The sequence below is a fragment of the Methanoculleus sediminis genome, from assembly GCF_001017125.1.
Taxonomy (GTDB): domain Archaea; phylum Halobacteriota; class Methanomicrobia; order Methanomicrobiales; family Methanoculleaceae; genus Methanoculleus; species Methanoculleus sediminis.
In genome coordinates, this window is record NZ_JXOJ01000001.1 from 11,717 (window position 1) to 37,335 (window position 25,619).

30 protein-coding genes and 1 tRNA gene are annotated in these 25,619 nt (G+C 61.5%); 16 read left to right on the forward strand and 15 right to left on the reverse strand.

Features of this window, described 5'->3' with window-relative positions:
* Window positions 1-32: 32 nt before the first annotated feature.
* From SZ63_RS00055 to SZ63_RS00070, 5 genes are all read right to left on the reverse strand, one after another.
* Window positions 33-1,055: a UDP-glucuronic acid decarboxylase family protein gene (locus SZ63_RS00055; protein ID WP_174435770.1), complete on the reverse strand. Its 1,023-nt coding sequence runs from the start codon at window positions 1,053-1,055 to the stop codon at window positions 33-35.
* Window positions 1,055-1,930, reverse strand: a complete 876-nt coding sequence (gene galU / locus SZ63_RS00060) for a UTP--glucose-1-phosphate uridylyltransferase GalU (protein WP_048179215.1) — start codon at window positions 1,928-1,930, stop codon at window positions 1,055-1,057. Before galU ends, SZ63_RS00055 begins: the two co-directional genes overlap by 1 nt.
* A 4-nt stretch (window positions 1,931-1,934) precedes the next feature.
* Complete coding sequence (locus SZ63_RS12850; RefSeq protein WP_156168312.1) at window positions 1,935-2,084, reverse strand: hypothetical protein; 150 nt, start codon at window positions 2,082-2,084, stop codon at window positions 1,935-1,937.
* Window positions 2,085-2,544: 460 nt separating this feature from the next.
* Window positions 2,545-3,105, reverse strand: a complete 561-nt coding sequence (locus tag SZ63_RS00065; protein WP_048179218.1) for an acylphosphatase — start codon at window positions 3,103-3,105, stop codon at window positions 2,545-2,547.
* Between the two features lie 316 nt (window positions 3,106-3,421).
* Window positions 3,422-4,687 carry a UDP-glucose dehydrogenase family protein gene (locus SZ63_RS00070; protein ID WP_048179221.1) on the reverse strand — a complete coding sequence of 422 codons (1,266 nt, stop codon included), beginning with the start codon at window positions 4,685-4,687 and terminating at the stop codon, window positions 3,422-3,424.
* Between the two features lie 215 nt (window positions 4,688-4,902).
* Between SZ63_RS00070 and SZ63_RS00075 the strand changes: the two genes are divergently transcribed.
* From SZ63_RS00075 to hepT, 3 genes are read left to right on the forward strand one after another with little or no spacing between them, the layout of a single operon-like run.
* The gene (locus SZ63_RS00075) at window positions 4,903-5,202 is read left to right on the forward strand and encodes a nucleotidyltransferase family protein (protein WP_206539405.1); all 300 of its coding nucleotides are present in this window, start codon (window positions 4,903-4,905) and stop codon (window positions 5,200-5,202) included.
* Window positions 5,199-5,627, forward strand: a complete 429-nt coding sequence (locus SZ63_RS00080; RefSeq protein WP_011843064.1) for a nucleotidyltransferase domain-containing protein — start codon at window positions 5,199-5,201, stop codon at window positions 5,625-5,627. Before SZ63_RS00075 ends, SZ63_RS00080 begins: the two co-directional genes overlap by 4 nt.
* 8 nt (window positions 5,628-5,635) lie before the next feature.
* Complete coding sequence (gene hepT, locus SZ63_RS00085; protein ID WP_241481196.1) at window positions 5,636-6,064, forward strand: type VII toxin-antitoxin system HepT family RNase toxin; 429 nt, start codon at window positions 5,636-5,638, stop codon at window positions 6,062-6,064.
* A gap of 717 nt (window positions 6,065-6,781) precedes the next feature.
* On the opposite strand, the gene SZ63_RS00090 is transcribed toward hepT, so the two are convergent.
* Complete coding sequence (locus SZ63_RS00090) at window positions 6,782-6,991, reverse strand: hypothetical protein (protein WP_082122588.1); 210 nt, start codon at window positions 6,989-6,991, stop codon at window positions 6,782-6,784.
* A 275-nt stretch (window positions 6,992-7,266) separates the two neighbouring features.
* Here SZ63_RS00090 and SZ63_RS00095 point away from each other — a divergent pair, with 275 nt between their 5' ends.
* The 3 genes from SZ63_RS00095 to ablB all read left to right on the forward strand — a co-directional run bounded on the left by SZ63_RS00095 (window position 7,267) and on the right by ablB (window position 10,679).
* Window positions 7,267-8,403, forward strand: coding sequence for a glycosyltransferase family 2 protein (locus SZ63_RS00095; protein WP_048179226.1), 1,137 nt, complete (start codon window positions 7,267-7,269; stop codon window positions 8,401-8,403).
* A 133-nt stretch (window positions 8,404-8,536) separates the two neighbouring features.
* Window positions 8,537-9,850: a lysine 2,3-aminomutase gene (gene kamA, locus SZ63_RS00100; RefSeq protein ID WP_048179229.1), complete on the forward strand. Its 1,314-nt coding sequence runs from the start codon at window positions 8,537-8,539 to the stop codon at window positions 9,848-9,850.
* On the forward strand, window positions 9,840-10,679 hold the full coding sequence (gene ablB, locus SZ63_RS00105) for a putative beta-lysine N-acetyltransferase (protein WP_048179233.1): 840 nt from the start codon (window positions 9,840-9,842) through the stop codon (window positions 10,677-10,679). Before kamA ends, ablB begins: the two co-directional genes overlap by 11 nt.
* A 282-nt stretch (window positions 10,680-10,961) precedes the next feature.
* Here ablB and SZ63_RS00110 read toward each other — a convergent pair whose 3' ends face one another.
* The 4 genes from SZ63_RS00110 to tfrA all read right to left on the reverse strand — a co-directional run bounded on the left by SZ63_RS00110 (window position 10,962) and on the right by tfrA (window position 15,139).
* Window positions 10,962-11,192, reverse strand: coding sequence for a hypothetical protein (locus tag SZ63_RS00110; RefSeq protein WP_048179236.1), 231 nt, complete (start codon window positions 11,190-11,192; stop codon window positions 10,962-10,964).
* Entirely contained in the window at window positions 11,176-11,778 is a 603-nt protein-coding gene (locus SZ63_RS00115) for a hypothetical protein (protein WP_048179239.1), read from the reverse strand. Before SZ63_RS00115 ends, SZ63_RS00110 begins: the two co-directional genes overlap by 17 nt.
* A gap of 269 nt (window positions 11,779-12,047) precedes the next feature.
* On the reverse strand, window positions 12,048-13,511 hold the full coding sequence (gene tfrB / locus SZ63_RS00120) for a fumarate reductase (CoM/CoB) subunit TfrB (protein ID WP_048179242.1): 1,464 nt from the start codon (window positions 13,509-13,511) through the stop codon (window positions 12,048-12,050).
* Window positions 13,508-15,139 (reverse strand): fumarate reductase (CoM/CoB) subunit TfrA, encoded by a 1,632-nt coding sequence (gene tfrA / locus SZ63_RS00125; protein WP_048179249.1) that lies wholly within the window; start codon window positions 15,137-15,139, stop codon window positions 13,508-13,510. The genes tfrB and tfrA overlap by 4 nt, the downstream gene beginning before the upstream one ends.
* 72 nt (window positions 15,140-15,211) lie before the next feature.
* On the opposite strand from tfrA, the gene SZ63_RS00130 reads away from it, so the two are divergent.
* The 5 genes from SZ63_RS00130 (at window position 15,212) to SZ63_RS00150 (ending at window position 20,053) form a co-directional block, all read left to right on the forward strand.
* Complete coding sequence (locus tag SZ63_RS00130) at window positions 15,212-16,603, forward strand: aspartate kinase (protein ID WP_048179254.1); 1,392 nt, start codon at window positions 15,212-15,214, stop codon at window positions 16,601-16,603.
* Window positions 16,593-17,591, forward strand: a complete 999-nt coding sequence (gene purM, locus SZ63_RS00135; protein WP_082122589.1) for a phosphoribosylformylglycinamidine cyclo-ligase — start codon at window positions 16,593-16,595, stop codon at window positions 17,589-17,591. Before SZ63_RS00130 ends, purM begins: the two co-directional genes overlap by 11 nt.
* Before the next feature lie 105 nt (window positions 17,592-17,696).
* Window positions 17,697-18,800, forward strand: coding sequence for a DUF362 domain-containing protein (locus tag SZ63_RS00140; RefSeq protein ID WP_048179265.1), 1,104 nt, complete (start codon window positions 17,697-17,699; stop codon window positions 18,798-18,800).
* A gap of 1 nt (window position 18,801) precedes the next feature.
* On the forward strand, window positions 18,802-19,371 hold the full coding sequence (locus tag SZ63_RS00145) for a flavodoxin family protein (RefSeq protein ID WP_048179271.1): 570 nt from the start codon (window positions 18,802-18,804) through the stop codon (window positions 19,369-19,371).
* A 334-nt stretch (window positions 19,372-19,705) separates the two neighbouring features.
* The gene (locus SZ63_RS00150; protein ID WP_048179276.1) at window positions 19,706-20,053 is read left to right on the forward strand and encodes a 4a-hydroxytetrahydrobiopterin dehydratase; all 348 of its coding nucleotides are present in this window, start codon (window positions 19,706-19,708) and stop codon (window positions 20,051-20,053) included.
* Here SZ63_RS00150 and trxA read toward each other — a convergent pair.
* On the reverse strand, window positions 20,050-20,466 hold the full coding sequence (gene trxA, locus SZ63_RS00155) for a thioredoxin (RefSeq protein ID WP_048179279.1): 417 nt from the start codon (window positions 20,464-20,466) through the stop codon (window positions 20,050-20,052). The genes SZ63_RS00150 and trxA overlap by 4 nt on opposite strands.
* Before the next feature lie 136 nt (window positions 20,467-20,602).
* Between trxA and SZ63_RS00160 the strand changes: the two genes are divergently transcribed.
* Window positions 20,603-20,677: transfer RNA gene (locus tag SZ63_RS00160), tRNA-Met, on the forward strand.
* 217 nt (window positions 20,678-20,894) lie between these two features.
* Here SZ63_RS00160 and purF read toward each other — a convergent pair.
* The 3 genes from purF to SZ63_RS00170 are packed head-to-tail and all read right to left on the reverse strand — an operon-like array spanning window position 20,895 to window position 22,767.
* Window positions 20,895-22,331 carry an amidophosphoribosyltransferase gene (gene purF / locus SZ63_RS00165; RefSeq protein WP_048179282.1) on the reverse strand — a complete coding sequence of 479 codons (1,437 nt, stop codon included), beginning with the start codon at window positions 22,329-22,331 and terminating at the stop codon, window positions 20,895-20,897.
* Between the two features lie 9 nt (window positions 22,332-22,340).
* Complete coding sequence (locus SZ63_RS12550; RefSeq protein WP_082122590.1) at window positions 22,341-22,523, reverse strand: 50S ribosomal protein L37e; 183 nt, start codon at window positions 22,521-22,523, stop codon at window positions 22,341-22,343.
* Between the two features lie 16 nt (window positions 22,524-22,539).
* Window positions 22,540-22,767 (reverse strand): LSM domain-containing protein, encoded by a 228-nt coding sequence (locus tag SZ63_RS00170; protein WP_011843085.1) that lies wholly within the window; start codon window positions 22,765-22,767, stop codon window positions 22,540-22,542.
* Between the two features lie 109 nt (window positions 22,768-22,876).
* On the opposite strand from SZ63_RS00170, the gene SZ63_RS00175 reads away from it, so the two are divergent.
* The 4 genes from SZ63_RS00175 (at window position 22,877) to SZ63_RS00190 (ending at window position 24,645) form a co-directional block, all read left to right on the forward strand.
* Window positions 22,877-23,374, forward strand: a complete 498-nt coding sequence (locus SZ63_RS00175) for an RNA-binding protein (RefSeq protein WP_048179291.1) — start codon at window positions 22,877-22,879, stop codon at window positions 23,372-23,374.
* A 50-nt stretch (window positions 23,375-23,424) separates the two neighbouring features.
* A complete protein-coding gene (locus SZ63_RS00180) occupies window positions 23,425-23,802 on the forward strand; it encodes a cell division protein SepF (protein WP_048179293.1) in 378 nt (125 codons plus the stop codon).
* Window positions 23,802-24,329: a ZPR1 zinc finger domain-containing protein gene (locus SZ63_RS00185; RefSeq protein WP_048179294.1), complete on the forward strand. Its 528-nt coding sequence runs from the start codon at window positions 23,802-23,804 to the stop codon at window positions 24,327-24,329. The genes SZ63_RS00180 and SZ63_RS00185 overlap by 1 nt, the downstream gene beginning before the upstream one ends.
* A 79-nt stretch (window positions 24,330-24,408) precedes the next feature.
* Entirely contained in the window at window positions 24,409-24,645 is a 237-nt protein-coding gene (locus SZ63_RS00190) for a hypothetical protein (protein WP_048179296.1), read from the forward strand.
* Window positions 24,646-25,136: 491 nt separating this feature from the next.
* Here the strand turns inward: SZ63_RS00190 and SZ63_RS00195 are convergent, their stop codons facing one another.
* A complete protein-coding gene (locus SZ63_RS00195; RefSeq protein ID WP_048180677.1) occupies window positions 25,137-25,616 on the reverse strand; it encodes a GNAT family N-acetyltransferase in 480 nt (159 codons plus the stop codon).
* Window positions 25,617-25,619 lie beyond the last annotated feature (3 nt).

Consider the following 25,619-nt stretch of genomic DNA (forward strand, 5'->3'; position numbering starts at 1 on the left):
CGCCGCAATTTTCCCCGGATGGTAAGTGCATGTTATACAACACAGCATCCCCTGTAGTAGGTATATACCGAATGCAGGCCGTCTTCCAGACTGACGCGTGGGTGCCATTGTAAGAGGGCCTGTGCTTTTGAGATGTCGGGGAATCTCCGTGTCGGATCGTCCTGTGGCAGAGGATGATACTCGATCTGAGAATTGGAACCGGTCATTGTTATGATCAGGTTTGCCAGATCCAGCACTGAATACTCATGGGGATTGCCGATGTTGATCACCTCCCCCTTCAGGCTGTCTGCGGTGAGATATCTCAGCAGCCCCTCTACCTGATCGGTGATATAACAGAAACTTCTTGTCTGCGAACCATCTCCAAATATCGTTATCGGTTCGTTATTCAGCGCCTGCGATATAAACCGTGGAATGACCCGGCCATATACCCCGTCTGCCCGCATCCTCGGGCCGTAGGTGTTGAATATTCTTACGATCCGGATATCCAGATCGTACTGCCGGAGATAGGCCATACAGAGTGCCTCCCCTGCCCTCTTTGCCTCGTCATAACACCCGCGTATCCCCAGGGTATTGACATATCCACGGTATGTTTCCGGGGTGGGAAAAACCGTTGCCTCTCCGTAGATCTCGCTCGTCGAGGTGAAAAGCAGCCGGGCCTCGTCGCGGCGTGCAATTTCAAGCGCGTTCATCAGCCCAAGGGTGTTTGATTTTAGAATTTCCAGGGGGTACTTCTCAAATTCCAGGGGAGACGCACGAGAGGCGAGATGCATGACATAGTCGACTTTTGTTTCAATCCTGAGCGGTTCTGAAACATCATGATTTATAAAACAGAAGTTCTCCTTCCCAAGGAGATGCTTGGTGTTTTCTTTGAGGCCGCTTGAGAGGTTGTCAAGGCAGATAACCCGGGCGTTCTGTTTGATCAGGGTGTCGCAGAGCCAGGATCCGATGAATCCCGCTCCCCCTGTAATGAGAATGGTTCTGTCCTCAAGGGATCGATCTCCCAGGCGCTCCAATATTCCATCGACTTCGCTTTCAGCATTCCACAGCACCGGCATCACTCCTCGAGAAGGGTTTTCAGGAACTCTTTTAGACTCTGGTTGAATTCTTTTCGCTCTAATGCTAACTCTATGCTTGATTTCATCCAACCGATCTTATCGCCGATATCGTACCGCCTGCAAGTGGTGATCATGCCTATTGGCTCATTAAGAAGCCGCAGCGCATCGGTAAGCTGGATCTCATCCCCATAACCTGGTCTGACCTCTTTTAAGAGGTCAAAAATATCTGGGGTCAGTACATATCTGCCGATTGCTCCAAGGTCTGAGGGCGCCTGTTCTGGCTGTGGTTTTTCTATGATGTCCCGGATCGAATAGAGATCTTCTTCGAGAGGGGTGCCCTCAATTATGCCGTAACTGTGGATCTTCTCTCTCGGGACTTTTTCCACGGCGATAACACCCTTCTGATATTTCTGGAACACCTTACACATCTGAGCAGTACAGGGTTCTTTCCCTGCATGGGGGATGGTGATGGTATCGCCAAGTAACACAGCAAAAGGCTCACCGTCACAGTGTTTCTGCGCATGAAGTATTGCATCCCCCAGACCTCGCTGCTCCTTCTGGCGAATATAGTGGATGTCCGGAACATTGGATATCTCATCGATCGATTGTATGAGATCTGTATCTCCTTTCTTCAGAAGGACCCTCTCTAGCTCAAGAGAATTATCAAAGTGATCCTCGATAGCCCGCTTGCTCCGTCCTGTTACAATTAAAATGTCATCAATTCCCGAAGAGAGGGCTTCTTCCACCACATACTGTATAACGGGCTTATCAACGACAGGCAGCATCTCTTTTGGTTGCGCTTTGGTTATTGGCAAAAAGCGTGTACCTAATCCTGCTGCAGGGATTACAACCTTTCGTATTTCCTCCTGATTCACGCGATCACGCCGTAATTATTAATTCGAGGAACAATTGCCATCCCCTTCCATTTTTGTCGATAATTTCCTCGTCCTGAGGATCAGCCCCTGCCTCACCGGCACGAGCCGCCCCGGAGAGGGAGAGGATCCGGTCGGCGGGCAGGGACGTGATCATGGTTACTCACCAAGAATTTTGACTTCGGGCACTATTAACGGTTCTCTTTCGGCCGTGGGGGTAATCAAACGATTCCGGCGATATTCCGCGAGAGAAAGGGACGGGGGGATAACGCGCAGCCGAAGGGACGCCGGGAGTATGCCCCGGCCGTCACTCCGGGAAGAGGCGGTCCCGGAGCAGCACCCGGTACCAGGTTACGGCCGATATGGCACAGGGATTTGCCCCGGGCAGTTCAAATGCGTCCATGCCTTCGATATGCTTTTTCGATAGACGTGATGGGTTATGAACCTGATCGCCGTCAGGATCGATGTTGTAGATTACGGTGAGTCAACTACCCCGCGTTTTCGGGCGCGGTTTGTAACAAACTTCTTTTCTCGATGGAGGAGAGGGGGGGATCGGGGAGCCGGGCGCAACAACGCTCATGGCCCGGGGGCAAGCGGTGCGGGATGGAGAGAGTACCTTAGACCTGGATGCCCGCCCGGGCAAGCGCATCCTTGATAGAGACGAGTTCCTTTCTGATCTCCCCAAACTCATCATCAAGGTGTTTTCTGGTGTCACTCCGGAGGCCGACAATCTCTTCCTTCGTCTCTCTCGCGATCTGGAGAGTCTGATCTTGTTTGTCCAGCATCTGGTCTTGCTTGCCCAGCATCTGGTCTTGCTTATCCAGCATCCGGTCTAACTTTGTATCCATGCTGTGCAGTGCATTTCCGGCGTAATCCATCCGCTCGAATGTTTCCTCCTGGATGTCCCCCCGGATGATCTCAAAATCGGCATACTCTCCCGTTGCTTCTTCCCATCTGACGGCGAACGATTTGACTGCAATGGGTCTACGTATGATATTGATCTCGTTGATGAGGTCCCGGAGATCGCTTTCGCTCCCCTCTGCAACGATCTCGACCTCTCCGGTATCGAGATTCTTCACGTATCCCGAGATATTCCGTTCGAACGTCTCGTTGTATACGTGCTCTCGATACCCGACTCGCTGGACACGCCCTTGCGCGACGGCCACAAATCGTTTCATTCAATTTCACTCTGTATGGTGAACATAAATAGTTTCGCCGGACTGGCGCATCATCCGGCGAAGTTATCTCCGGATCCCCACCTGCACCAGGAAGGGGTGGCAGAAAAGTATGCATGACGGTCATCCCGGGAGTGCGCTTTCGGAATACCCTTCCGCACCGTTAGGCACGAGGGTGCGGCTCCCGGTGGGAAGCCGCATCAGGAGTATGGCGCAGAACAGCGCTCGGTTTATCGAAAGTACGCATATGACTGTTCTAAGCAACGTAGATCTTTAATTGCGAGGCACTTTTGGGACGATTTGCGGTACATCTTCCCGCTCACCAGCAGATCCCCTCCTTCCCGTCGCAGGAGAGGATCCGGCGCCCCTCGATGACGATCCGGGACTTCATCAGGTCGAACTCCCCGTTAAGATCGGAGAACTCCGGCCACTCCGTCATCACCAGGCAGGCGTCGGCCCCACGGAGGGCGCCTGCCGCCGAGGCGGCGTAGTCGATGCCGGGGAAGACCCGCCGCATTGAAGATACAGCAAGCGGGTCGTACGCCGCGACCGCCGACCCCCGCCGGAGGAGTTCGGCGATGACCGGGATCGCCCGGGACTCCCGGATATCGTCGGTGTTGTCCTTGAAGGCGAGGCCGAGGACGGCGACCCGTTTCCCCGCGAGGTTGCCGATCCTCTCCTCAAGGAGCCCCACCAGACGGAGCGGCTGGCGGTCGTTGACGTCGAGCACCGACCGGAGGAGCGCGGGCTCTTCGCCGAGCGACTCCGCGAGGCTGACAAGGGCCGAGACATCTTTGGGGAAGCAGCTCCCCCCGAACCCGGCGCCGGCGGATAAAAAGTGCGGAGAGACCCGGTGATCCATCCCGACGCCCTCCATCACCTCGTAGACGTCGATCCCGAGGCGCTTGCAGACATTTCCCACCTCGTTTGAAAACGAGATCTTCGTCGCGAGGAGAGCGTTCGAGGCGTACTTGATCATCTCCGCGGCGGTGAGGCCGCACCGCACCACCGGGGCAGAAAGCCCACGGTAGACGGCGGCGACCATATCACCGGAACGGTCGTCCCGGCTCCCGATCACGATCCGGTCCGGGTGGAGGAAGTCCTCCATCGCACGCCCTTCCCTGAGGAACTCCGGATTCATCGCAAACCCGATCTCGTCCCGGCCGGAGTGTTCGAGTACCTCGGGAACGACGACGCTCTCGGTCGTCCCCGGCGGCACGGTGCTCTTCACCACGACGGTGTGCGAGCCCTTCCCGCCGCGGAGCGCCTCCCCGATCGACCGGCTCGCGGCGGCGACCATCGAGAGGTCGGCGCTCCCGTCGGCCGCCGGCGGGGTGCCGACGCAGACAAACGAGAGGTCTGCCTCCGTCACCGGACCATAGTCCGTCCCCGCACGGAGCCGCTCGCCGGCATGCTTTTCAAGAACCGCATCGAGCCCCCGCTCGTGGATCGGGGCACGCCCGGCGTTGATCGCCACCGCCTTCCTCGCATCGATCTCGACGATATCGACGGTATGCCCGAGTTCGGCAAAGCAGGCCCCCGTGACCAGGCCGACGTAGCCCCCGCCGACGACAGTTATCCGCATCTTCCTGTAATCCTCCGGTTCGTTACGTCAGAATTGGGCTCTGGGATGGTTAAAGATGACTCATTGTCGCCGGTCGGGAGCAGTGTGCCTATCAGGTGGATCGTTGCCGGGCGTCTCCCGTCCCGGTGTAGCGTTTGTGCCCTTCCCTCATCGCGACCGGCAAACCCGGGGAAAAGCGTTATCCTGATCGGCGGGTAACAGAAATATGATCGGGTATGCGCGATGGTCCGGTAGGAACGACGCTTCGCGGAGCGGAGTTTGAGCAACCCGATGGGTTTCGAACAGAGCGCGAAGAGAGTGATATCGATATTCTCATCGAGTTCAAGGAAAGGGGGCGCTCGTTTGATGCGTATATGGACCTCAAGTTCTTCCTCGAAGATCTCTTCAGGAGGAGAGTTGACCGCGATACCGTCAAGCCGGCTCTCGCGCCGTACATCCTCCGGAGTGTCCGGTATGCCCCGGCAAATAAGCAGGAAAGAATGATATGCGATGCGGGAAGAGATACAATGCTATGAGACGCCGCCACCTGCTAAAAGCCGGAGAGAAAGAAGAGGTTCTCCGCACCATCCGCATGATCCTCGCCGGGTTTGACGAGATAGAGGTGGGGTATGTCTTCGGAACGTTTTGCAGAGGGGATTTCGGCGACGTGGACGTGGCAATCCTTGTCACCGGTGAGCCCGCCCCCTACCAGGCGATGCGGTTCGCGCGGCGGGTCGAGCGGGAGCTCGAACGGGGGTTTTGTTACCGCTTTGAGGCTGACGTGAAGGTTCTCAACACCGCCCCGGTCTCTTTCCAGTACGAGGTCATCAAGAGCGGCAGACTCGTGCTCTCCCGCGACAGAGAGCGTAGGGTCCGGTACGAGGCAGGCGTGCTCTCCCGGTATCTCGACTATGCGGAGACGCTCGACTGGTTCGACCGGGTTCTGCTCACGAGGGCCTGAGAATGATCATGGACGAAGGGGTTCTCGGTCACCTCCGGGAATTGGACGAGGCAGCTCTGGACTGGGAACGCTACCGGTCCATCACCCTCGAAGACCTCAGGATCGACCGGGACAAACGAAACATGGTGCTGCACGCACTCCTCGTCAGCATCCAGGCATCGATCGATATCGCCAACCACCTGGTCGCGGCCTCCAGCTCCAGGCGGCCCGAGACCTACCGGGAGAGTTTCGCGATTTTATGTGACGAGGGGCTGATCCCGGAAGACCTCGCGGTCCGGCTCTCAGACCTCGCGGGCTTTCGGAATGTTCTGGTCCACCTCTACTGCCGGCTGAACCTGGACGAAGTCTACGGGGTGCTTCAGGACGACCTTCCGATCGTAAACCGGTACCGGGATCTGGTTCGGATGATACTCCGGGACCGCCTCCTCCCGGAGTGACGACTGAGCGCTGGAGTGAACCGGGAGGAGATCCTCCCATCGCTCCGGCCTCCCGGGCCACCACGTCTCCACGAGCAGATCGAGGTCGGTGATGCTTCCCTCGATGAATGTCGCCCGGGGGTGGTCGAGGAGATGCTCGATAGCGAACCTACCCGGTAACTCCTCTCTGACGGGGCTGCCTCTCCCCGGTTGAAGACGGGGTCTCCGCGCTATAATTGGATGGGAACTGCAGTTCACGTTCCCGGTTCACAAAGGAACGTTGACCCATAAGTATACTACTTTCTAGTCAACGACCCACTTGAGGCCGTCGGTAAGCGCCGGTGGTCCGGTCTGGGCATCCGTCATCTTTACGTTTGTGGTCGGGTGACCGGACTTATTCAACACAACACTCGGGCTGTTCTACCTCGTGTCCCGGTTGCCGCCGGGGAGTTTAAATGCGCCCGTATCTTCGATGTGCCTTTTCAATGGGCATGATGTGGGTGATATAAACGAGTTTTTCGTCCGAATTGATATTGTAGATTACGGTGAACGTACGTGCGATATGGAGTCGGTACGATTCATGCTTTTTATTGGTGTGGAGTTTCTCTTTGTCCCCATCCGAACCGGGATAGGGATTCTCCCGTAAGATTCTCGGTTTGGCTTTGATAACCCGTCGATCTCTGGCGTCGAGAGAATTTAAAAAATCAAGCGCACGCTTATCCACCATGAGGCGGAATGTCACAGGTCTAACTCCACGAACTCATTGCGAGCCATGGCTTCTTCGATATCATCAGTGAGTCGTTGTTTTTTAACGCTCTCCACCAATCTCGCGAGCGTATCGTTGAGCGTCTCGTCCGGGCGCCTGAGATCCAGGATCTGATGATAGGTCTCTTCCGATACGGGTATGTTCTCCGTAGCAGACATTGAATCCTGATAGGTGCTGATCATACATAAAACTCTTTTCATCACCGGAAGCATGGAGCCGTCCGGTTGCGCTCAGGCTGCGATGGCTGGAACGGTAAAGGGAGCAAATGTTCCTCGGTCCGACGGGATGACAGTGTCGGCTCATGTCTCGACCGTGCCCGGTCCGGACAGTCCTTCGACGTGTGAAGGATCAGCAGTATCGGTCGAAAGCGCCCGGATGGCGAAGGACGCCGACCCCCCAAACCCCACACCCCAATCGATACACTCTATACGGCGAAAGCCCGATACTATTCCAGAAAATGGATACCCCCGCCCTCTCCGTCGTCCTCCCGGCCCTCAACGAAGAGGCCACCATCGGCGAGTGCATCACTAAGATCCGGACGGTCTTTGCCGATCTCGAGATCGACGGCGAGATCATCATCGCCGACTCCTCCGACGACCGGACGGCGGCGATCGCCCGGGACCTCGGGGCCAGGGTCGTCCGGCCGGAGAAGCGGGGCTACGGCAACGCCTACCTCGCGGGGCTCGCGTGCGCCCGGGGGAGGTACATCGTCATCGGGGACGCGGACAACACCTACGACTTCCTCGAGATCCCGAAGCTCCTCGCCCTGCTCGATGCCGGCGCCGACATGGCCCTCGGCTCCCGGCTCAGGGGGGAGATCCGGCCGGGGGCGATGCCCGCCCTCCACCGGTACGTGGGCAACCCCTTCCTCACCTGGCTCCTCAACCGGGTCTTTTCCATCCGGATATCGGATGCACACACCGGGTTTCGGGCGTTCCGGCGGGAGGCGCTCGAACGGATGAATGTGAAGACCGGGGGGATGGAGTTTGCAAGCGAGATGATCATCGAGGCGGCGAAGGCCAATCTCCGCATCGACGAAGTCCCGATCACCTACTCCGCCCGGGTCGCTCCCTCGAAACTGCAGAGCTTCTCCGACGGCTGGCGGCACGTCCGGTTCATGCTCCTCTACCGGCCGATCCCCTTCGTCACCGTTCCGGGGCTGCTCTTCACGATCTTCGGCTTCTTTTTGATGGTCATCTTCGCCTTCCGGGGAGAGGTCGAGACCTCGTTCATCCACTCCTTCATCCTCGCCGCCCTCTTCTTCGTCGGCGGGCTCCAGGCGCTCTTTGCCGGGATAAACATCGCCGTCTACTCGGCCGTCCAGGGCTACGGCGAGGCGGGGCCGTTCCTCTCCCGGCTCATGAACTACCACAACCTCGAGCGGGAGCTCCTCGCCGGGATCCTGCTGATGGCCGGCGGCGGTCTCGTCGGGCTCGCCATCCTCCGGGACTGGGCCGCCTCCGGGTTCGGCCCGCTCTTCCAGATCGCAAACGCCGTCTGGGCGCTGGCACTCTTCCTTGCCGGAATGCAGGTCGTCTTCTCCGGGGTCTTCACGAGCATGATGCTCTTGAATCGCGGCGAAGAACAGGACTGACCTCCTCCGGTCCACGCTGCTCCGCCCATTGATCCTGATTTTTAGGGCACATTTTTGATTTCTGCGCATTTTACGGGGAGATCGATCCTGTTATATATGATTGGCGGTACAGTGTGACCCGGAGGAACTGCGAATGGCCATTTTATCAACCAACCAGCAGGAGATAGCAGAAAGGATCGATGCAGGTGCCGCCGCGGAAGTCTGGCGGGACTGGAGGTGGCATGTCCGGCACGCGATCACCGATATCTCCACGTTCGAGCGGCTGCTCGGCGTATCGTTCGGGCAGGACGAGCGGCGGGAGCTGGAAGAGACCGCGAGCAGGTTCCCCCTGAGGATAACCCCGTACTACCTCTCGCTCATCGATCCAAAGGATCTCTGGAACGACCCGATCTTCATGCAGTGCTTTCCGTCACCGGCGGAGCTGCAGGTCGAGCCCGACGACATGGAAGACCCGCTTGCCGAGGACGCCGATCACCCGGCCCCCTGCATCACCCACCGCTACCCCGACCGGGTGCTGTTCCTGGTCAGCAACGTCTGCGCCATGTACTGCCGGCACTGCACCCGGAAGCGGAAGGTCGGGGACGTCGACTCCGTCCCCTCGGAAACCGAGATCCTCGAGAGCCTCGACTACATCCGGGAGAACCCCGGTATCCGGGACGTCCTCCTCTCCGGGGGCGACCCGTTCATGCTCCCCGACGACCGCCTCGACTGGATCCTGACCGAACTCGACGACATCGAGCACGTCGAGGTGGTCCGGATCGGCAGCCGGGTTCCGGTCGTCCTCCCCTACCGGGTCACGGACGACCTCGCCAGGATGCTCGCCCGTCACCACCCGCTCTGGGTGAACACCCACTTCAACCACCCGGCGGAGATCACCACGTCCTCACAGAAAGCGCTCGCCCGGCTTGCCGATGCCGGCATACCGCTCGGCAACCAGACCGTCCTCCTGGCGGGGGTGAACGACTGCCCCCGGATCATGAAGACCCTGGTGCAGAAACTCGTCCGGAACCGGGTCCGCCCCTACTATCTCTACCAGTGCGACCTCTCCGAGGGGCTCACCCACTTCCGCACCCCGGTCTCGAAGGGGATCGAGATCGTCGAGAGCCTTATCGGGCATACCAGCGGGTTTGCCGTCCCGACCTACGTCATCGACGCTCCCGGCGGCGGCGGGAAGATCCCGGTGATGCCCCAGTACCTCATCTCCTGGGCAACGAACCGGGTGGTGCTCCGGAACTTCGAGGGGGTGATCACCACTTACCGCGAGCCCGACTCCTACGAACCGGTCTGGTGCGACCGCAAGTGCGCGACCTGCGGGCAGTACCTCAAACTCGAGGGCGCGGACGAGTCCAAGGCGGTCGGGATCGTCAAACTCCTCTCCGACGAGGACCCGACGACTGCGCTCGTCCCGGAGAACACCGAGCGGTTCGAGCGGAGAAATGAGTCCTGACACCGTCACGACGATCGGCGGCACTCTCGTCCAGCACGGGCGGTTGAGCGACCGCATCTACGTGATGCACCTCTCGCCCGCCGACCTCCCAGAAATCCTCGACGATCTGGATGCGCTCTCACAGAAGGAGGGTTACTCGAAGATATTTGCAAAGGTGCCCGCCTCCGCCCTCCCGCTCTTCATCTCCCGGGGCTACGTCGTCGAGGCACGGGTTCCGGGATTCTTCCGGGGCAGGGAGGACGGGTATTTCGCGGCGAAGTTCTTTGATGCGGAACGCCGGCGGGAGTCGGGTGACGTCGCCGCGGTCCTCGCGGCCGTCCGGGAGAAGGCTGGCGATGCCCATCCGGCCGCCCTTCCGCCCGGCTGGACGTGCGCCCCTGCGGCGGAAGACGACGCCGACGACCTTGCCGCGCTCTACGGCGAGGTCTTTGCGACCTACCCGTTCCCCATCGGTGATCCCGGCTACCTGCGGGAGACGATGGCCGGGGACTACCGCTACTTCCTCGTCCGCACCGAAGACGGCCGGCTTGCCGCGGCCTCCTCGGCGGAGATCTACCGCGAGGACGAGAACGTCGAGATGACCGACTTCGCCGTGCACCCGGATTTCCGGGGCAAAAGCCTCTCGGGCTTCCTCCTTTTGCGGATGGAGGAGGAGATGCGGGCGGCCGGGATGAAGACCGCCTTCACCATCGCCCGGGCTCTCTCCTACCCGATCAACGCCGTGTTTGCCCGGGCGGGGTACGCGTGGGGGGGCACCCTCGTCAATAACACCAACATCTGCGGCGGGTTCGAGAGCATGAACGTCTGGTCTCGGCCGCTGGAGAGGTGAGGAGAAGGTCCGCCGCCGGTGTAAGGACGGGCGTCGTGCCGGCTTTTGGGGCGCACGTTCACCCGCTGGCATATATGGGAAGCAAACAACAAAAGGGAGCATCGGTTTACGCCGGTTCATCCGTCGCGAGTGCGTCACATGAAATGTCCGAATCCCCGGCAGGTTTTCGGAGGTGCAGGTGACCCGGGTCAGGAGAGCAGCGATCTGGATGGACGCATTTTGTTCCACATGGAACACATTTGAACCAATACCTGGAAACGGACCTGTTCCCCCAGCCTGAAGTTACCCGTCGCCGTGCACCGGTTCGGGGCGGTGCCGGGCAGCCTGGTGCATCCGGAGGTATTCGGACCGGGAAAGAGCGAAGTTTTCGGCATTCTCAAAGAACGCGTCGATCAGGTCGGCCTGCTCGCGGCTCCACACCTCGTTTGGGACCTCCCTGACCCGGAGGGCATGTCTCCGGACAAAGGCCAGCCGCTCCTGCCTGTTCTTCTCGCGGTCAAACTTCAATTCCATACTGTTCCCCCCGGACCTGCAGGCGCTCCATGAACGATCGCAGGAGTTCGCTGTCCAGCATCTCCCGGAACAACACCCAGAGATAGACCGCATCCTCGATATCCTTGTCGCTCCCAAGATAGAGTTTGTAGGGAATCTGCAGCTCGATGGGCGATACGAAGAACCGGATGTCGTCGAACTCTACCGTCTTCGCCCTGGACATCGCATAACGATCGAAGTCGTCTTTCTTGAACTTCATCTCGATATTCGGGATGATCCTTCCGGCTCCGGCAATCCGCACGGCAAGCCTGTCGCAGAGCATCGAGTAGATCTCCTCGATATCGTCGGAATTCAGGAAGTAAAACCCTTGCGCCAGAAGGTCTTCTGAAAATGGCCGGAACGTATCGTAATCCATGTAATCGATGAAAATATCAATATCTTCCGTACCTCTGGCTCTTCCAAAAAGGATTGCAACGTACCCGCTGACGATCACGTAGCGGGTATACCACTCGATGATGCTCGTCACCGAGGCCACAAAACGATCGAGTGAGGTCACAACCTTTCCGTCGATGCGGATGGTGCCGTCGGGAGCATTCGCGATCTGCATTTCCCTTCCTCTGGTAGAGTCTTACCGGGCACAGCATTAATTGCATGCACCCCGGTCCCTCAGTATATCAATTGTCCCGTAGATGTTTGTCTTCTTTCAACAGCCGTTCCCGGTGACCGAAGCCTCCAGGAAACCCCGGCACGATCTCATCTCGTGTTCTGTACCGGTTACGGGGGATGTTTATGTCTCTTCTGTCCCTGTTCACCCTCCCCGGATCGCCGGAGACCATCTCGCCGGCGGCTGTCCGGGGTTACACCAAAAAGAGAGTATTATGAAGATCCTTCCCGCTCCGCGTCCTTCTTCCGGTACCCCTCGAGCAGGATCGTCGTCAGGTTTTTGACGGGCACGTCCGTGCAGTCCGCGATATGGAACTCGCAGAACGGGCAGACCGTCACCACCACGTCCGCGCCGGTCGCCTTCACGCACTCGTCGCGCTTCGCCCCGAGGGCCTTTGCCTCCTCCGGCACCCCCGACCGGACGCCGCCGCCGGCGCCGCAGCACTGCGTCGGCATCTCCACGAACTCCCTGACGGCTTCGCGGAGGAGCGTCCGCGGCTGCTCGCTGATCCCCTGGCCGCGGAGGAGGTGGCAGGGGTCGTGGTAGGTCGCCCTGATATCGAGCTTCGCCGGGGGCTCGATCCCGTACTCGGTGAGGATCTCCGTGACGTCTTTCACCGTAAACGGCGTCTCGTAATCGTTCTTCAGCGTCGCCCCGCACCCGGCGCAGATCGTCATCACGGTCTTGATCCCGCGGCGGGCGAAGGCCTCGATGTTCTTCTTCTTCAGGTCGTCAAGGAACGACGTCTGCCCCGTCCGGATCAGCGGCGAGCCGCAGCAGACCTGGTCGTGGGGGACGATCACCCGGATGCCGTTGCGCTTCATCACTTCCATCGCGTCGAGCGCCGTCTGCGGCACCCGGCCGTTGAACATGCACCCGACGAAGAACCCCACCTCGCCGCGGACGGGGCCGTCGGGCTCGATCACCTCCGGCACCTCTTCGAGGAAGGTCGGCTGCGTCCGCTCGACGCTCCGGCCGGTCTCCTGCACCAGCCGCGCCACCTCCTGGTGGCGGGGGAGGGTCAGCCCGCGGCGGTTCGCGATCTCCCGGAGTTTCTCGATCGCCTTGCCCGGGATCTCGATATCTTTCGGGCAGACCTCCGTGCAGCGCTTGCAGGTCGTGCAGTAGAAGAGCCCCTTCTCGATGGCATCGGTGATCCTGTCCCCCGAGTCGCGGGGATCGAGGGCGAGGCGCATCTCCTGCCGGAGCACTGTCGGCCCCGCGAAATCCGTCACCTGGAGCGCCGGGCAGGCCGATACGCAGCAGAGGCACTCGATGCAGTCCCGGAGCGGCTTGATCGCCTCGATCTCTTCACGTGCCGGGAGGGCTGCGTCCGGAGCCGGGCAGATCCGGGCGATCTTTGCTATCACCGGCTCCAGGTCGACCATCAGGTCTTTCAAGACCGGGAGGGCCAGCGGCTCGACCGTCATCCCGTCGCGGGCCTCCTCCATGCAGGCGAGGACGGGTTTCCCGTCCACCCGGACGGCGCAGCTCCCGCACTGCCCGGACCCGCAGCAGTAGCGGTAGGCGAGCGTCGGGTCGTGCTCGTCGCGGACGGCGTGGAGGGCGTGGAGCACCCGGGCGCCCTCGTTGACCCTGACGGTGTACTCCTCGAAGTGCGGCTCCGCGTCCACGGCGGGGTCGAAACGGGAGACCCGGAGGGTGATCGTCTTCATGCCGCCACCTCCCGCCGCTCGATCCCCTCCCGGGTGAGCGAGACGTAGGTGTGGGAGAACGGCGACGTCGCCGGATCGGTCGCCACGTCGGCGTCCAGCCGGACGTGGGCTCCCCGGTTCTCCGGCCGCAGCAGGGCGCACCGGACGATCAGGGACGCCGTGGTGCACATGTTCCGGACGGTGCAGCATTCGAGCAGGTTCGCGGTCGAGGCGGCGCAGAGCCGCTTGTCCGCCAGCCGGCGAACGTGCCCGAGCGCCGTCCGGAGGTCGGGGGCGTTCCTGAAGATGCCGGCCTGGTTCCACATCGTGAGTTTCAGGTCTTTCCTGACGTCTACGGGACTTATCGCACCCTCGAAGAAACCGTCGAGCATCCGGGTCACCTCATCGATCCGGGCGGGATCGATCCGGCCGCTCCGTGCGGGCGCCTTCCCGGCGAACTCCCCGGCCCGCTTCCCGAAGACCTGCGTGTCCGCGAGCGCGTTCCCGCCGAGGCGGTTTGCGCCGTGCACTCCGCCGGCTACCTCCCCGCAGGCGAAGAGGCCGGGGATGGTCGTCCGGCACTCCGGGGTGATCCGGAGCCCTCCCATGATGTGGTGGGCGGTCGGAGCGACCTCCATCGGCTCCCGCCGGATATCCACGCCGTACGCGAGGAACTGCTCGAGCATCACCGGGAGCCGGGCTTCGATCGTCTCCGCCGGGAGGTGGGTCACGTCCAGGTAGACCCCGCCGCGGCTCGTCCCCCGGCCCTCCAGCACTTCGGTCGCGATCGCCCGCGCAACCACGTCCCGGGTGGAGAGTTCCATCCGCTCGGGATCGTAGCGCTTCATGAACCGCTCCCGCCGCGCGTTCAGGAGAAGCCCTCCCTCGCCCCGGACCGCCTCCGTCACCAGGCGGCCGCGGGCGTCGTAGGGGTAGACGGCACCCGTCGGGTGGAACTGGACCATCTCCATATCGATCAGTTCAGCCCCCGCCCGGTAGGCCATGGCGAAGCCGTCCCCGGTCCCGGCGGCGGAGTTCGTGGATATATCGTAGACCTGCGTCCCTCCGCCGGTCGCGAGCACCGTCGCGTCGGAGCGGAAGAACACGACGTCCCCGTCCCGGTCGAGAGCAATCGCGCCGGCGACCGCCCCGTTCTCGTCTTTGATGAAGTCGACGACCGAGACCTCCTGGTAGAGGTGCGTATCGGTCGCGTCGAGCCGGTCGAGGAGGGTCATGATCATCTCGTGACCGGTCCTGTCCCCGGCGTAGCAGGTCCGGGGGAACCGCTGCCCGCCGAACGGCCGCTGCGCGACCTGCCGGTCCTCCGTGACGTCGAAGACGGCGCCCCACCGGACGAGGTCGGCCATCCGTTCCGGCGCCTCGCGGACCAGCGCGTCCGCGAGTGCCGGGTCGTTTAAGTACGCCCCGCCTTTCAGCGTATCCTCGCGGTGGACGTCGACCGAGTCCCGGTCGCGCAGCACGGCGTTGTAGCCGCCTTCCGCCATCGTCGTGCACCCGCCTTTGCCGGCGATGGTCTTGGAGACCATGACCACGTCGCCGTACCGGGAGGCCTCGATGGCGGCCCGCACCCCGGCGCCGCCGCTTCCGACAACCAGCACGTGCGCGTCCACAATCTCGTCTACATGCATCTTATTAGTCGGTGCGTTGTATAATACCATAAAGTAATTGCAGGGGACTAGTGAGCCAGAATGAGGCTTTTAATGAAATTTGGCGGCACTTCCGTCGGAGAGGCGGACTGTATCAGAAGGGTCGCAGATATCGTGGAATCGCATCGTAGCGCAGGCGACGAGGTCGCGGTAGTCGTATCGGCATGCTCCGGGATCACCGACCGGATCATCGCGGTGGCCGATGAGGTCGTGTCGAGCAAGGAGCCGCCCCGGATCGGGACGCTTCTAGCGGCGATGCGGGAGCGGCACACCCGGCTCCTTGACGAGGTGGCTCCCGATCATGCCCGCGAGGTGACGGCTGTCATCGACGACCGGCTCACCCGGCTGCAGAACATCCTCACCGCGGTGCACACCTTAAAGGAACTGACTCCCCGGTCCCGGGACTACATCATCTCCTTCGGGGAACGGCTCTCCGCCCCGATCGTCTGCGCCGCCCTGCGGCAGCGCGGGATCGCTTCGGTGGTTCTCGACGGTGCCGAGGCCGGGATCGTCACGACGGGGAATCACGGGGACGCCCGCGCCCTCCCGGTCAGCGAAGGGAACATTCGTGCCCGGGTCGCCCCGCTGCTCGCCGGTTCCGTCCCGGTGATCATGGGCTTCATGGGGGCGACCGAGCAGGGCGTCATCACCACCCTCGGGCGGAGCGGTTCCGACTACTCCGCTGCCGTCGTCGGTGCCGGGATCGATGCCGACGAGATCTGGATCTGGACCGACGTCGACGGGGTGATGACCTCCGATCCCCGGATCATCAAGGAGGCCCGGGTGCTCGACGACATCTCGTATCTCGAGGTGATGGAACTCTCCTTCTTCGGCGCGAAAGTCCTCCACCCGCGTTCTATCGAGCCCGCGATGCAGAAGGACATCCCGATCCGGGTCAAGAACTCGTTTAAGCCCGAAGTCCCCGGCACCCTCGTCCTCCGCGACGAGCACCGGGAGTTGCGGGTGGTCAAGGCCATCGCCCTGATCGAGAAGGTGGCGCTGGTCAACATCAACGGCGCCCAGATGGTCGGCCGCCCCGGCGTGGCGAAGACGATCTTCTCCGCGCTTGCCGAGCGGGAGGTGAACGTCATGATGATCTCACAGGGCTCGAGCGAGGCGAACATCTCCCTCATCATCGACGAGTCGCACCTGGACGCCGCGATCGCCGCCCTCAACCCTATAGCGAAGCAGGGCATCGTGCGGGAGGTCACCTACGACCGGGACGTCGCCGCGGTCGCGGTCGTCGGTGCGGGGATGGCCGGCACGCCCGGAACCGGGGGCCGGATCTTCTCGGCGATCGGCCGGGCCGGCATCAACATGATGATGATCTCGCAGGGTTCAAGCGAGGTGAACGTCTCCTTCGTCGTGAAGGGCGGGGACGGGAAGCGCGCCCTGCAGGTGCTGCACGATGAATTCCGCTTATCGGAGAACTCGGATGACTGCTGAAGAACATACCTACCGCGAAGCCGGGGTCGATATCGACCTCGAGGCCCGGGCGGTCCGGGCGCTGATCGATTCCCTCACCTACCGGAGATCCGGCGACTTTTCGATGCTCGGGAAGGTCGGGCACTTCGCCGGACTGATCGACTTCGGGCAGTACGTCCTCGCGCTCGCGGTCGACGGCGTCGGCACCAAGATGCTCGTCGCGGACGCCCTCCAGGACTGGCACACCGTCGGGATCGACTGCATCGCGATGAACGTCAACGACCTCTACGTGATGAACCTCGAGCCCGTGGCGTTCGTCGACTACATCGCGACCGACGCGCTCTCGCCGGAGAAGATGGCCCAGATCGGCGAAGGACTGAACGAGGGAGCGAGGCTTTCGAACATGAACATCGTCGGCGGCGAGACCGCAACTCTCAGGGGGCTCGTGAACGGTCTCGATCTTGCGGGGACGTGTCTTGGGGTTCAGAAGAAGGAGAAGGTCGTCACCGGCGAGGGGATCGTCCCCGGCGACCTGATCGTCGGGGTTCCCTCGAGCGGCATCCACAGCAACGGCCTGACCCTCGCCCGCAAGGTCGTCGAGGACTGCGGATCCTACGAGACCCGTCTCTCGAACAACAAGACCCTCGGTGAAGAACTCCTGACGCCGACCCGGATCTACGCCGAGGTGCTCCGGGTGACGGAGGCCTGCGAGGTTCACGGGATGTGCCACGTCACCGGCGGCGGCCTCCTGAACTTCAAGAGGCTCTCGGAGTACGGGTTCTCCTTCACCGACCCTCTCGATGTCCCGGAGATCTTCTCCTGGCTGCAGGAGGCCGGCGGGATCAGCGATACGGAGATGTACCGCACCTTCAACATGGGCATGGGCTACGCCTTCGTTGTTCCGGAGAAAAGCGTCGCCGCAATCCGCGCAATCCTCCCCGGAGCCCGGGTTGTCGGCGAGGTGACGAAGGAACCCGGCGTGCGGCTGAAGGGTATGGAGATGGTGTGAGAGGTTCTTTCCTCTCCACCCTTTGAACTTTTATCGAAGCACCGAAACCCGGCGCAATTCTTATCCCCCGGCAGCCGGAGAGTACCCGTAAGGGAGCATGGATCGATGGCAGACGTCTATTTTGCCGGTATCAGGGCACGGGGTCACCACGAGAGCAAAGCCGCGAAGATTCGCCGCCTCTTTGATGCGGCCGGGTTTGACGCGGCTATCCGGCCGGGGGACCTTGCGGCCGTCAAACTGCACGTCGGCGAGCGCGGGTGCGACACCTACGTCCACCCGCTCTTCGCCCGGCAGGTGGTCGATAAGATAAAAGAGCGCGGAGCGCACCCGTTCATCACCGATACCGCCACCCTCTATGCCGGGAGCCGGGCCGACGCCGTCCGGCACACCGTCACCGCAATCGAGCACGGGTTCGCCTACGCGGTTTCCGGCGCCCCGGTCATCATCGCCGACGGCCTTTCCGGCGGTTACTGGAGGGAGGTCGCCGTCGGGGGGAAGCACTTCGAACGCGTCCGGATCGCCGGGAGCATCCTCGACGCCGACAGCATGATCGTTCTCTCGCACGTCAAGGGCCACGACCTCGCCGGGTTCGGCGGCGCGATCAAGAACCTGGCGATGGGCTGCGCCCCGCCGTCGGGGAAGGCGGAGCAGCATGCGGGCCGGCCGTTCGTGGAGATCGAGCGGTGCGGCGGGTGCGGGAAGTGCACCACGGTCTGCCCGCAGGCGGCGATGACCCTCGCCGACGGGCGGGCGGTGCTCAACCCGGAGCACTGCGTCGGGTGCGGCGACTGCATGCGTGCCTGCCCGACGGGCGCGATCGAGTTCGACTGGACGACGGAGATCCGGCCGTTCATCGAGCGGCTCTGCGAGTACGCCCTCGGCGCCGTTCGCGGCAAATCCGGAAGGGTCGGCTACGTCAACTTCCTCCTCAACATCACCCCGGACTGCGACTGCGTCTCCTGGAGCGACGCGGCCGTCGTCCCCGATATCGGGATCCTCGCCTCCACCGACCCGGTCGCGATCGACCACGCGAGTTTCGATCTGGTCAACAGCGAGCAGGGGTTCTCCCGGACGCAGCTTGCGGGGAACTTCGCTCCCGGGGAAGACAAGTTTAAGGGGATCTGGGACTACACGGACGGCAGGTACCAGTTCGAGTATGCGGCTGCCATTGGGCTCGGGGATGCCGATTACCGGCTGATCGAGGTGTGAGATGTCGACCGGAAGCGTTGTGCTGCTCTGCGGAAGCCCCCGGCCCGGGGGGAACACCGCACAGGTGCTCGGGGAGTGCGCAAAGGTCCTCGAGCGCGAGGGTATCGAGACCGAGACCATCCTGCTCGGGGAGAAGCATATCCTCTCCTGCACCGCCTGCGGGCTCTGCACCGAGGGGGAGTGCGCCCTCGACGACGGCTTGAACGAGATCATCGAGAAGATCCGGGAGGCCGACGGGTTCATCGTGGGAACCCCGGTCTACTTCGGCACCGCCCGCGGCGACGTCACGGCGGCCCTGCAGCGGATCGGGATGGTCTCGATGGCGTCCGACTCCTTCCTCTCGCGGAAGGTGGGCGGCCCGATCGCTGTGGCCCGGCGAGGCGGGCATACCGCCACGCTCCAGGAACTGCTGATGTTTTACCTCATCAACGACATGATCGTGCCGGGCTCGACCTACTGGAACATGGTCTTCGGGAGAACGCCGGGGGAAGCCCTGGGCGACGAAGAAGGGATGAGAACGGTCCGGCGGTTCGCCGAGAACGTTGCGTTCCTGATCAGGAAGTTGCGCTAGTGCACCGTGTCATCTTATTATAGAAATTTCTTGCATGTACCGGGACGGCAACCATGGTCTCACGCGAAGAGCGCGAAGCCGCGAAGTGCGACTGCCAGAATGGCAGGAGCATGAGCACCGTTAGGTGTGAAGGAGTGTAACTCTCAACCAACCGGGTCTTCGCGCTCTTCGCGGCTTCGCGTGAGTTATTAGTGTAGATGACGATACGGTCTTGCGCGAAGGACGCGCAGCCTTCGCGTTCTTCGCACCTATCGGTGCTCAAGCAACCTGAAAGTCTTCAAGCACCGGTGCTCCGGAGAATAACCTTTTTCGTCCTCTCCGATGAGGGATCAGTATGGATCTTTCGTCTGAAGCGATCGTCCCGGATGTCGCGGATACGGCACCGTTGACCCGGCGGGAGATCGCCGACCTCCTGCCGGAAGTCCCGGACTGGTCGCTCGAAGACGGGCGGCTTACCGCCCGGTTCGCCTGCAAAGGGTTCGATGAAGCGGTGACGTTCCTCAACGAGGTCGCCGGGTTTGCCGCGCGAGAGAACCATCTCCCGGATCTCGGCATCCACGCTGCAAGGTACGTGGACGTCGCCTGGTATACCTACGCCATCGGCGGACTCTCCCGCAACGACTTCATCATGGCCGCACGGCTCTCCGAGTGGCTCCGGTGCCGGCAGGGCGCGCTCCTTTAGCCGGTGCCGAACGCCCGCATGACCCGTGCTTTGACGGCCTCTCTCGGGAGCGCGCCGACCACCCGGTCGACCAGCATCCCGTTCGCGAAGAACAGGAGCGTGGGTATCGCCGTTATGCTGAAACTCGACGCGATTCTGGGATTTTCGTCGACGTTGCACTTGCCGAAGGTAACCCTGCCGGCGAAGTCACGCGCAAGGTCTTCGACGACCGGGGCCACCATCCGGCAGGGGCCGCACCATTCCGCCCAGACGTCGACGACCAGGGCGCGGTGTTCCTGCAGGATCGTCTGGAACGTACCATCGGCGACCTCGATGACGCCGCCCGGCGTTCCCGTGAGCCGTTCTTCGAGTTTCCGGAGCCGTTCTTCCCGGAGACGCTGCAGTTCGTCGTCAAGCGGCCTCTCTCCTTCCATATGACGGAGGTATGCCGTTCGCTCATATTAAATAATTAGCCTCCCGCCGGGCACCGCCGCCCGGAACTCGCACCGGTCCGGCCCGCACAAAGATATATATCTCCCGAAAAACAATGTATATACCTCACAGGTCGGAAGCGAGGTGGGGTAGTCAGGAAATCCCGGCGGGCTCATAACCCGTAGATCGATGGTTCAAATCCATCCCTCGCTATGAGAGACTCTCTCGCGTTTTTGCATCTTTTTCTTCGTTATCCGTCTCCTGCACCATAAGGGTTCTTTTTCCGGGCCGGGACGCACATTTACACCCGATCCGCCCGGAATAGGGGCTGTAAACCGCGCAAAACGTGTACGGGCTCTTTTGAACCAGCAGGATACATATTATCCCCGCATGCCGGAAAAATAAGAGGACGGTGATCCGGAACAGTGGCTTACGTCTCTTCCTTCCCGGCCCTGAAGGTCGAGAGATCGGACTGGTGGGTGCCGGCCACGTAGTCCACGACACAGTGGCAGCTCTTCTCCCCGTTGATCTCCACCGGGTAGCACCCCGTCAGGCACCCGGTGCAGAGGTTCCGCTCGCCGCACCCGATCGCCTCCACCAGATCCTCAAGTGGAATGTAGGTGAGCGACGTCGCGCCGACGCTCCTACGGACCGCCTCGACCTCCTTGCCGCTTGCGATCAGCTCCGTGCGGGTGGGCATGTCCACCCCGAGGTAGCAGGGGGCGATGATCGGCGGGGAGCCGACCCGGAGGTGGATCTCTTCGGCCCCCGCGTCGCGGATCATGTTCACGATCCGGCGGGAGGTCGTCCCCCGGACGATGCTGTCGTCGATGAGCACCACCCGTTTGTCCTTCAGGTTTCCCCGGACGGTGTTGAGTTTGATCCGGACCGCCCGCTCCCGTTGCTGCTGGGTCGGCATGATGAACGTCCGGCCCATGTAACGGTTCTTCATCAGCCCCTCGAGGAACGGGATCCCGGACTGCTTGGCGTAGCCCGCGGCGTACGCGATCCCGGAGTCGGGGACCGGACAGACCGCGTCCGCCTCAATGGGCCTGGCATCGTAGAGTTTCTGCCCAATCCGGCGCCGCACATCGTAGACCAGCGTCCCGTCCATCACCGAGTCGGCGCGGGCGAAGTAGATGTACTCGAAGATGCAGTAGGCCCTCCGGTTCGCGGTCGCGACCTGAACGGAGGTGAGCCCGGACTCATCGATCCGGACGAGTTCGCCGGGACGCACGTCCCGGACGAACGTGCCGTCCAGCGCATCGATCGCCACGCTCTCCGACGCGACGATGTAACCGTTGTCGAGTTTTCCGATGCAGAGCGGCTTGATGCCGAGCGGGTCCCGGAAGGCGTAGACGGTATTGTTCAGGAGCGCTACGGTGGCGTAGGAGCCCCGCAGCCGCCGCATGCAGAGCAGGACGGCATCCTCCATACTTTTGGAGGTCCGGAGCGCATCGGCGATGATGTTGCCGATGATCTCGGTATCGGTCGTGGTGCAGAAGATCTGCCCCCGGCGCTCGTATTCCTCACGGAGTTCGACCGTATTGACCAGATTGCCGTTATGGGCGATCGAGAGATCGAGCCCCCGGTACCGGAAATTGAACGGCTGAACGTTTTCCGGGACCTTCGACCCGGTTGTCGGGTAGCGGACGTGTCCGATTCCGGCGTTGCCCCGCAGATCCTGCAGGGTCTGGCTGTTGAAGACCTCGGCAACGAGCCCCTGGGCTTTGTGGGTGTACAGGGTCGTGCCTTCAAAAGTAGAGATCCCTGCGCTCTCCTGCCCCCGGTGCTGGAGAGCATACAGGGCGTAGTACAGCGGAAACGAGACACCGCCAGCATCGACGATGCCAACGATACCACACATGATGCAACTCTAATGCGTCGGTACCTTTGCCTTCTTCTCCGTCCAGCGGTAACTGCGGATCCTCCGGCTTCTGCCGAACCCACAGGCCGCACAGACTTTGTGCTGTGCGTGGAACGAGATCTTGCCGCATCGCCTGCAGGCGATGTGAGTGCGTTTCTGCCGCTTGCCCATCGATGGTGTGCCTTTTGACATTCTCTCTCACCTAATGTTATTCGACTGAAGGGGTAATGTAAATCACATTGTCACCGCGGACGATCAACGTGCCGAGTTTCTGCGCCGCGCCGTCCACTTCTTCTTCTGCCTTGTCCAGTACCAGATTCATGTGAACGTCGTATCCCTGGAGGATCCCCCGGATCTCTCTCCCACCTTTCAGGCTGATGATGACGGGCTGACGATTCAGTACCTGATCTAAAATATCCAACGGTCTTGGCGTCATATGATTACCCTTTGCCGTCCATTCTGGAGTAATATATTTGAGTGAGGAAGCTACTTAAATATAACCGCGTTGCTGCGCGAGAGTCAGCGCCACCTCGAGGTTTCGACACATGCCAAAGATTACCGTAAAGAAGCGCCACGTCATCCGGAAATCACAGATAAGCGAACTTCTCGAGCGACTCACGGACGAGATCGGGGCATCGGCCGACCTCTTCCGGTCGGACAGGATCGAGCGGGTGGAGACGGATGCTCCCGTCGGGATCTATCTCATCGATAAAAAGCCCCTCCTGATGGGGGCCGAAGACTGGGCGTTCCCGACCCTGCGGGGGCTCGTCGAGCACCCGATCCCCGAGCGGCGGGTGGTGGTCGATTCCGGCGCGGTCAGGTTCGTCGCAAACGGCGCGGATGCCATGCGCCCCGGGATCGTATCGATCTCGGCGGACATCCGTGCGGGGCACCCGGTGCAGGTCGTCGAGGAGCGGCACGGAAAACCGCTTGCCGTGGGGATTGCGCTCTTCGATGCAGCCGATATGGAGCGGCAGGAGAAGGGCAAGTCCGTTAAAAGCATCCACTATGTCGGGGACGATCTCTGGAATCTGGAGGTCTGACGGAGAAAATAATGGATACTATTAAATAAAATTCATTCCTCAATTTTTCTATGGTTAAAAAACTCTTTGACAGCATCCTCGGCAAAAGTCCGGCAAGAAACGAAGAGGACTACATGGAACTCGATCTCGCCTCCTACGAGGGATCGAGCGACGAAGAACCGGCATCCATGTACATCAAGATCGCCACCATCGCCGACCTCAAAGATACCCCGCGCGTCAAAGACGAGGTCTATAACGGCAATATCGTCATCGTCGATATCGGGCGGCTGAAGATGGACAAGGTGACGTTCGAGCGGGTCTTGAAGGACCTCCGCGACGTCGCAAAGGACGTGAACGGCGACATCGTCGGCCTTGGGGAGCAGAAGTACGTCCTCATCACCCCGATGTCCGTCAAGGTCTCCCGCGAGAAGATCGGCGGGGGCCTCTAGTGCGGGAGTCCCATCCGGGAACCTGTCCCGCCTGCGGGGGCGAGATCCGGATCGTCCATCACCGCCTTGACATCCCCCACTTTCCCGACCTCCTGCTCGTCTCCATCGCCTGCGAAGCCTGCGGCTACCGGCACACCGACACCATCATCCTCGGGGAGGGCGACCCGGTCCGGTGGACGGTGCGGGTGGAGGAGCCCGGCGACCTCGCCATCCGGGTGGCGCGGAGCACGACGGGGAAGATCGAGATCCCGGAACTCGGCCTCGCGGTCGAACCCGGCACCGCCTGCGAGGGTTTCGTCACCAATATCGAGGGAATTCTCTACCGCTTCGAGCAGGCGGTGGAGACGATCCTCGCGAACCCCGAGAGCGAAGACGAGCGGGCGGCCGCAATCAGGATGATGGAGACGATAGCCGCCGCACGGGAGGTGGCCTTCCCGTTCACGGTCATCCTCGAGGACCCTGCCGGGAACAGCGCCCTCGCCAGTGAGAAAGCCGAAAAGATGCTCCTCGATCAGGAAGAAGCCTGACCACTTTTTTCAACCCTCCCGGGGGGTTAACCTGAAATAGAACCTCCCCCCATACGGCAGCGCCGTGAGGTGAAGAGCGATGGCACGAACGATATCGGTGCTGAAATGGGAGAGCGAAGAGGAGGTCGAGAACGCCGTCCACGACATAAGAGCGGAGATGGGCCGGGCAGGCGGGCTTTCCAAGGAGACGGAGCGGGCGATGCAGCACTCGTTCTGGGTGGCCGACCCTGACCTTGCGAACCACTTCCTGCGGCGGGTTCGCGAACAGGTTCCCGAGGCGCTGCACTACTTCGAGGAGGAAGGCGGCGGGGCGTGAGTGGCGACTTCCGGAACGGCAGGAGTTCGAGAAGATGCGAAGCATCTTCGAATGGCGACTGTCCGCAGGATGCGACTTCCGGAACGGCAGGAGTTCGAGAAGATGCGAAGCATCTTCGAATGGCGACTGTCCGCAGGAAGATGCGAAGCATCTTCGAATGGCGACTGTCCGCAGGATGCGACTGCCGGAACGGCAGGAGTTCGAGAAGATGCGAAGCATCTTCGAATGCGACGGGCCAGAGGGCCGGAGCCTGGGCCCCGGAGGTGTGACTTACGACGTTTCGTCAGGAACGGAGTTTGAGCACCGTTAGGTGCGATGAATGTCGTTCTTCGCGTGAATTACTTGCCGGGGATAACGATACAGTCTCAGTACTTCGCTGAAATGGCTGAGGTCGTTCTCAAAAGGTCAACCAGTCGACTTCCCTTTTCTCGAAGGGAACGGAGCTTGAGCACCGGAGGTGCGAGTGCGGTGGAAGTTCACGAGGTGCCGGGTTACAGCCCGGCTCTCCTGAACATCGGCCGGACTTCGGCGCCCTCCATGTTCCCCGCGGCCCAGGTGTAACGCTCCCGGATTCGGGGAGGGAGGTTGCGTTCCGGTATCGAGATGAACCCGAACTCCGAGTAAAACCCGGCGAGGCTCTCGACCGCGTACATATGGAGGTCGTCGTTGTGGCAGGCGGTGACCAGAGCGGCCATCGTCGTGCGGGCATACCCCTTGTTGCGGCAGCCCTCGGGGGTGAAGACGCCGTCGACCTCCAGGCCGCCGGGATGCCTCCTGCACCGGGCGAGAGAGACGATCTGCCCTGCAAGGAAGGTCGCGAAGATCCGATCCCGTCCGGGATCGCCGGCCGTGCCGTGGTACTCGCGCCAGACCTCGTCCGCGGCGGAGAACTCCGCGCTTGTCAGTTCACGGACCTCCGTTCGGATTCCGGTCGATTTCGTGTCCAGTTCCGGAAGAACAGCGGTTATCATTCC

Bases quoted from the DNA above. Each gene is read 5' to 3' on its own strand.
- SZ63_RS00055 (WP_174435770.1), bottom strand. From the start codon at position 1,055: ATGCCGGTGCTGTGGAATGCTGAAAGCGAAGTCGATGGAATATTGGAG.
- SZ63_RS12850 (WP_156168312.1), bottom strand. From the start codon at position 2,084: ATGATCACGTCCCTGCCCGCCGACCGGATCCTCTCCCTCTCCGGGGCG.
- SZ63_RS00065 (WP_048179218.1), bottom strand. From the start codon at position 3,105: ATGAAACGATTTGTGGCCGTCGCGCAAGGGCGTGTCCAGCGAGTCGGG.
- SZ63_RS00070 (WP_048179221.1), bottom strand. From the start codon at position 4,687: ATGCGGATAACTGTCGTCGGCGGGGGCTACGTCGGCCTGGTCACGGGG.
- SZ63_RS00075 (WP_206539405.1), top strand. From the start codon at position 4,903: ATGCGCGATGGTCCGGTAGGAACGACGCTTCGCGGAGCGGAGTTTGAG.
- SZ63_RS00080 (WP_011843064.1), top strand. From the start codon at position 5,199: ATGAGACGCCGCCACCTGCTAAAAGCCGGAGAGAAAGAAGAGGTTCTC.
- hepT (WP_241481196.1), top strand. From the start codon at position 5,636: ATGGACGAAGGGGTTCTCGGTCACCTCCGGGAATTGGACGAGGCAGCT.
- SZ63_RS00090 (WP_082122588.1), bottom strand. From the start codon at position 6,991: ATGATCAGCACCTATCAGGATTCAATGTCTGCTACGGAGAACATACCC.
- SZ63_RS00095 (WP_048179226.1), top strand. From the start codon at position 7,267: ATGGATACCCCCGCCCTCTCCGTCGTCCTCCCGGCCCTCAACGAAGAG.
- kamA (WP_048179229.1), top strand. From the start codon at position 8,537: ATGGCCATTTTATCAACCAACCAGCAGGAGATAGCAGAAAGGATCGAT.
- ablB (WP_048179233.1), top strand. From the start codon at position 9,840: ATGAGTCCTGACACCGTCACGACGATCGGCGGCACTCTCGTCCAGCAC.
- SZ63_RS00110 (WP_048179236.1), bottom strand. From the start codon at position 11,192: ATGGAATTGAAGTTTGACCGCGAGAAGAACAGGCAGGAGCGGCTGGCC.
- SZ63_RS00115 (WP_048179239.1), bottom strand. From the start codon at position 11,778: ATGCAGATCGCGAATGCTCCCGACGGCACCATCCGCATCGACGGAAAG.
- tfrB (WP_048179242.1), bottom strand. From the start codon at position 13,511: ATGAAGACGATCACCCTCCGGGTCTCCCGTTTCGACCCCGCCGTGGAC.
- tfrA (WP_048179249.1), bottom strand. From the start codon at position 15,139: ATGCATGTAGACGAGATTGTGGACGCGCACGTGCTGGTTGTCGGAAGC.
- SZ63_RS00130 (WP_048179254.1), top strand. From the start codon at position 15,212: ATGAAATTTGGCGGCACTTCCGTCGGAGAGGCGGACTGTATCAGAAGG.
- purM (WP_082122589.1), top strand. From the start codon at position 16,593: ATGACTGCTGAAGAACATACCTACCGCGAAGCCGGGGTCGATATCGAC.
- SZ63_RS00140 (WP_048179265.1), top strand. From the start codon at position 17,697: ATGGCAGACGTCTATTTTGCCGGTATCAGGGCACGGGGTCACCACGAG.
- SZ63_RS00145 (WP_048179271.1), top strand. From the start codon at position 18,802: ATGTCGACCGGAAGCGTTGTGCTGCTCTGCGGAAGCCCCCGGCCCGGG.
- SZ63_RS00150 (WP_048179276.1), top strand. From the start codon at position 19,706: ATGGATCTTTCGTCTGAAGCGATCGTCCCGGATGTCGCGGATACGGCA.
- trxA (WP_048179279.1), bottom strand. From the start codon at position 20,466: ATGGAAGGAGAGAGGCCGCTTGACGACGAACTGCAGCGTCTCCGGGAA.
- purF (WP_048179282.1), bottom strand. From the start codon at position 22,331: ATGTGTGGTATCGTTGGCATCGTCGATGCTGGCGGTGTCTCGTTTCCG.
- SZ63_RS12550 (WP_082122590.1), bottom strand. From the start codon at position 22,523: ATGTCAAAAGGCACACCATCGATGGGCAAGCGGCAGAAACGCACTCAC.
- SZ63_RS00170 (WP_011843085.1), bottom strand. From the start codon at position 22,767: ATGACGCCAAGACCGTTGGATATTTTAGATCAGGTACTGAATCGTCAG.
- SZ63_RS00175 (WP_048179291.1), top strand. From the start codon at position 22,877: ATGCCAAAGATTACCGTAAAGAAGCGCCACGTCATCCGGAAATCACAG.
- SZ63_RS00180 (WP_048179293.1), top strand. From the start codon at position 23,425: ATGGTTAAAAAACTCTTTGACAGCATCCTCGGCAAAAGTCCGGCAAGA.
- SZ63_RS00190 (WP_048179296.1), top strand. From the start codon at position 24,409: ATGGCACGAACGATATCGGTGCTGAAATGGGAGAGCGAAGAGGAGGTC.
- SZ63_RS00195 (WP_048180677.1), bottom strand. From the start codon at position 25,616: ATGATAACCGCTGTTCTTCCGGAACTGGACACGAAATCGACCGGAATC.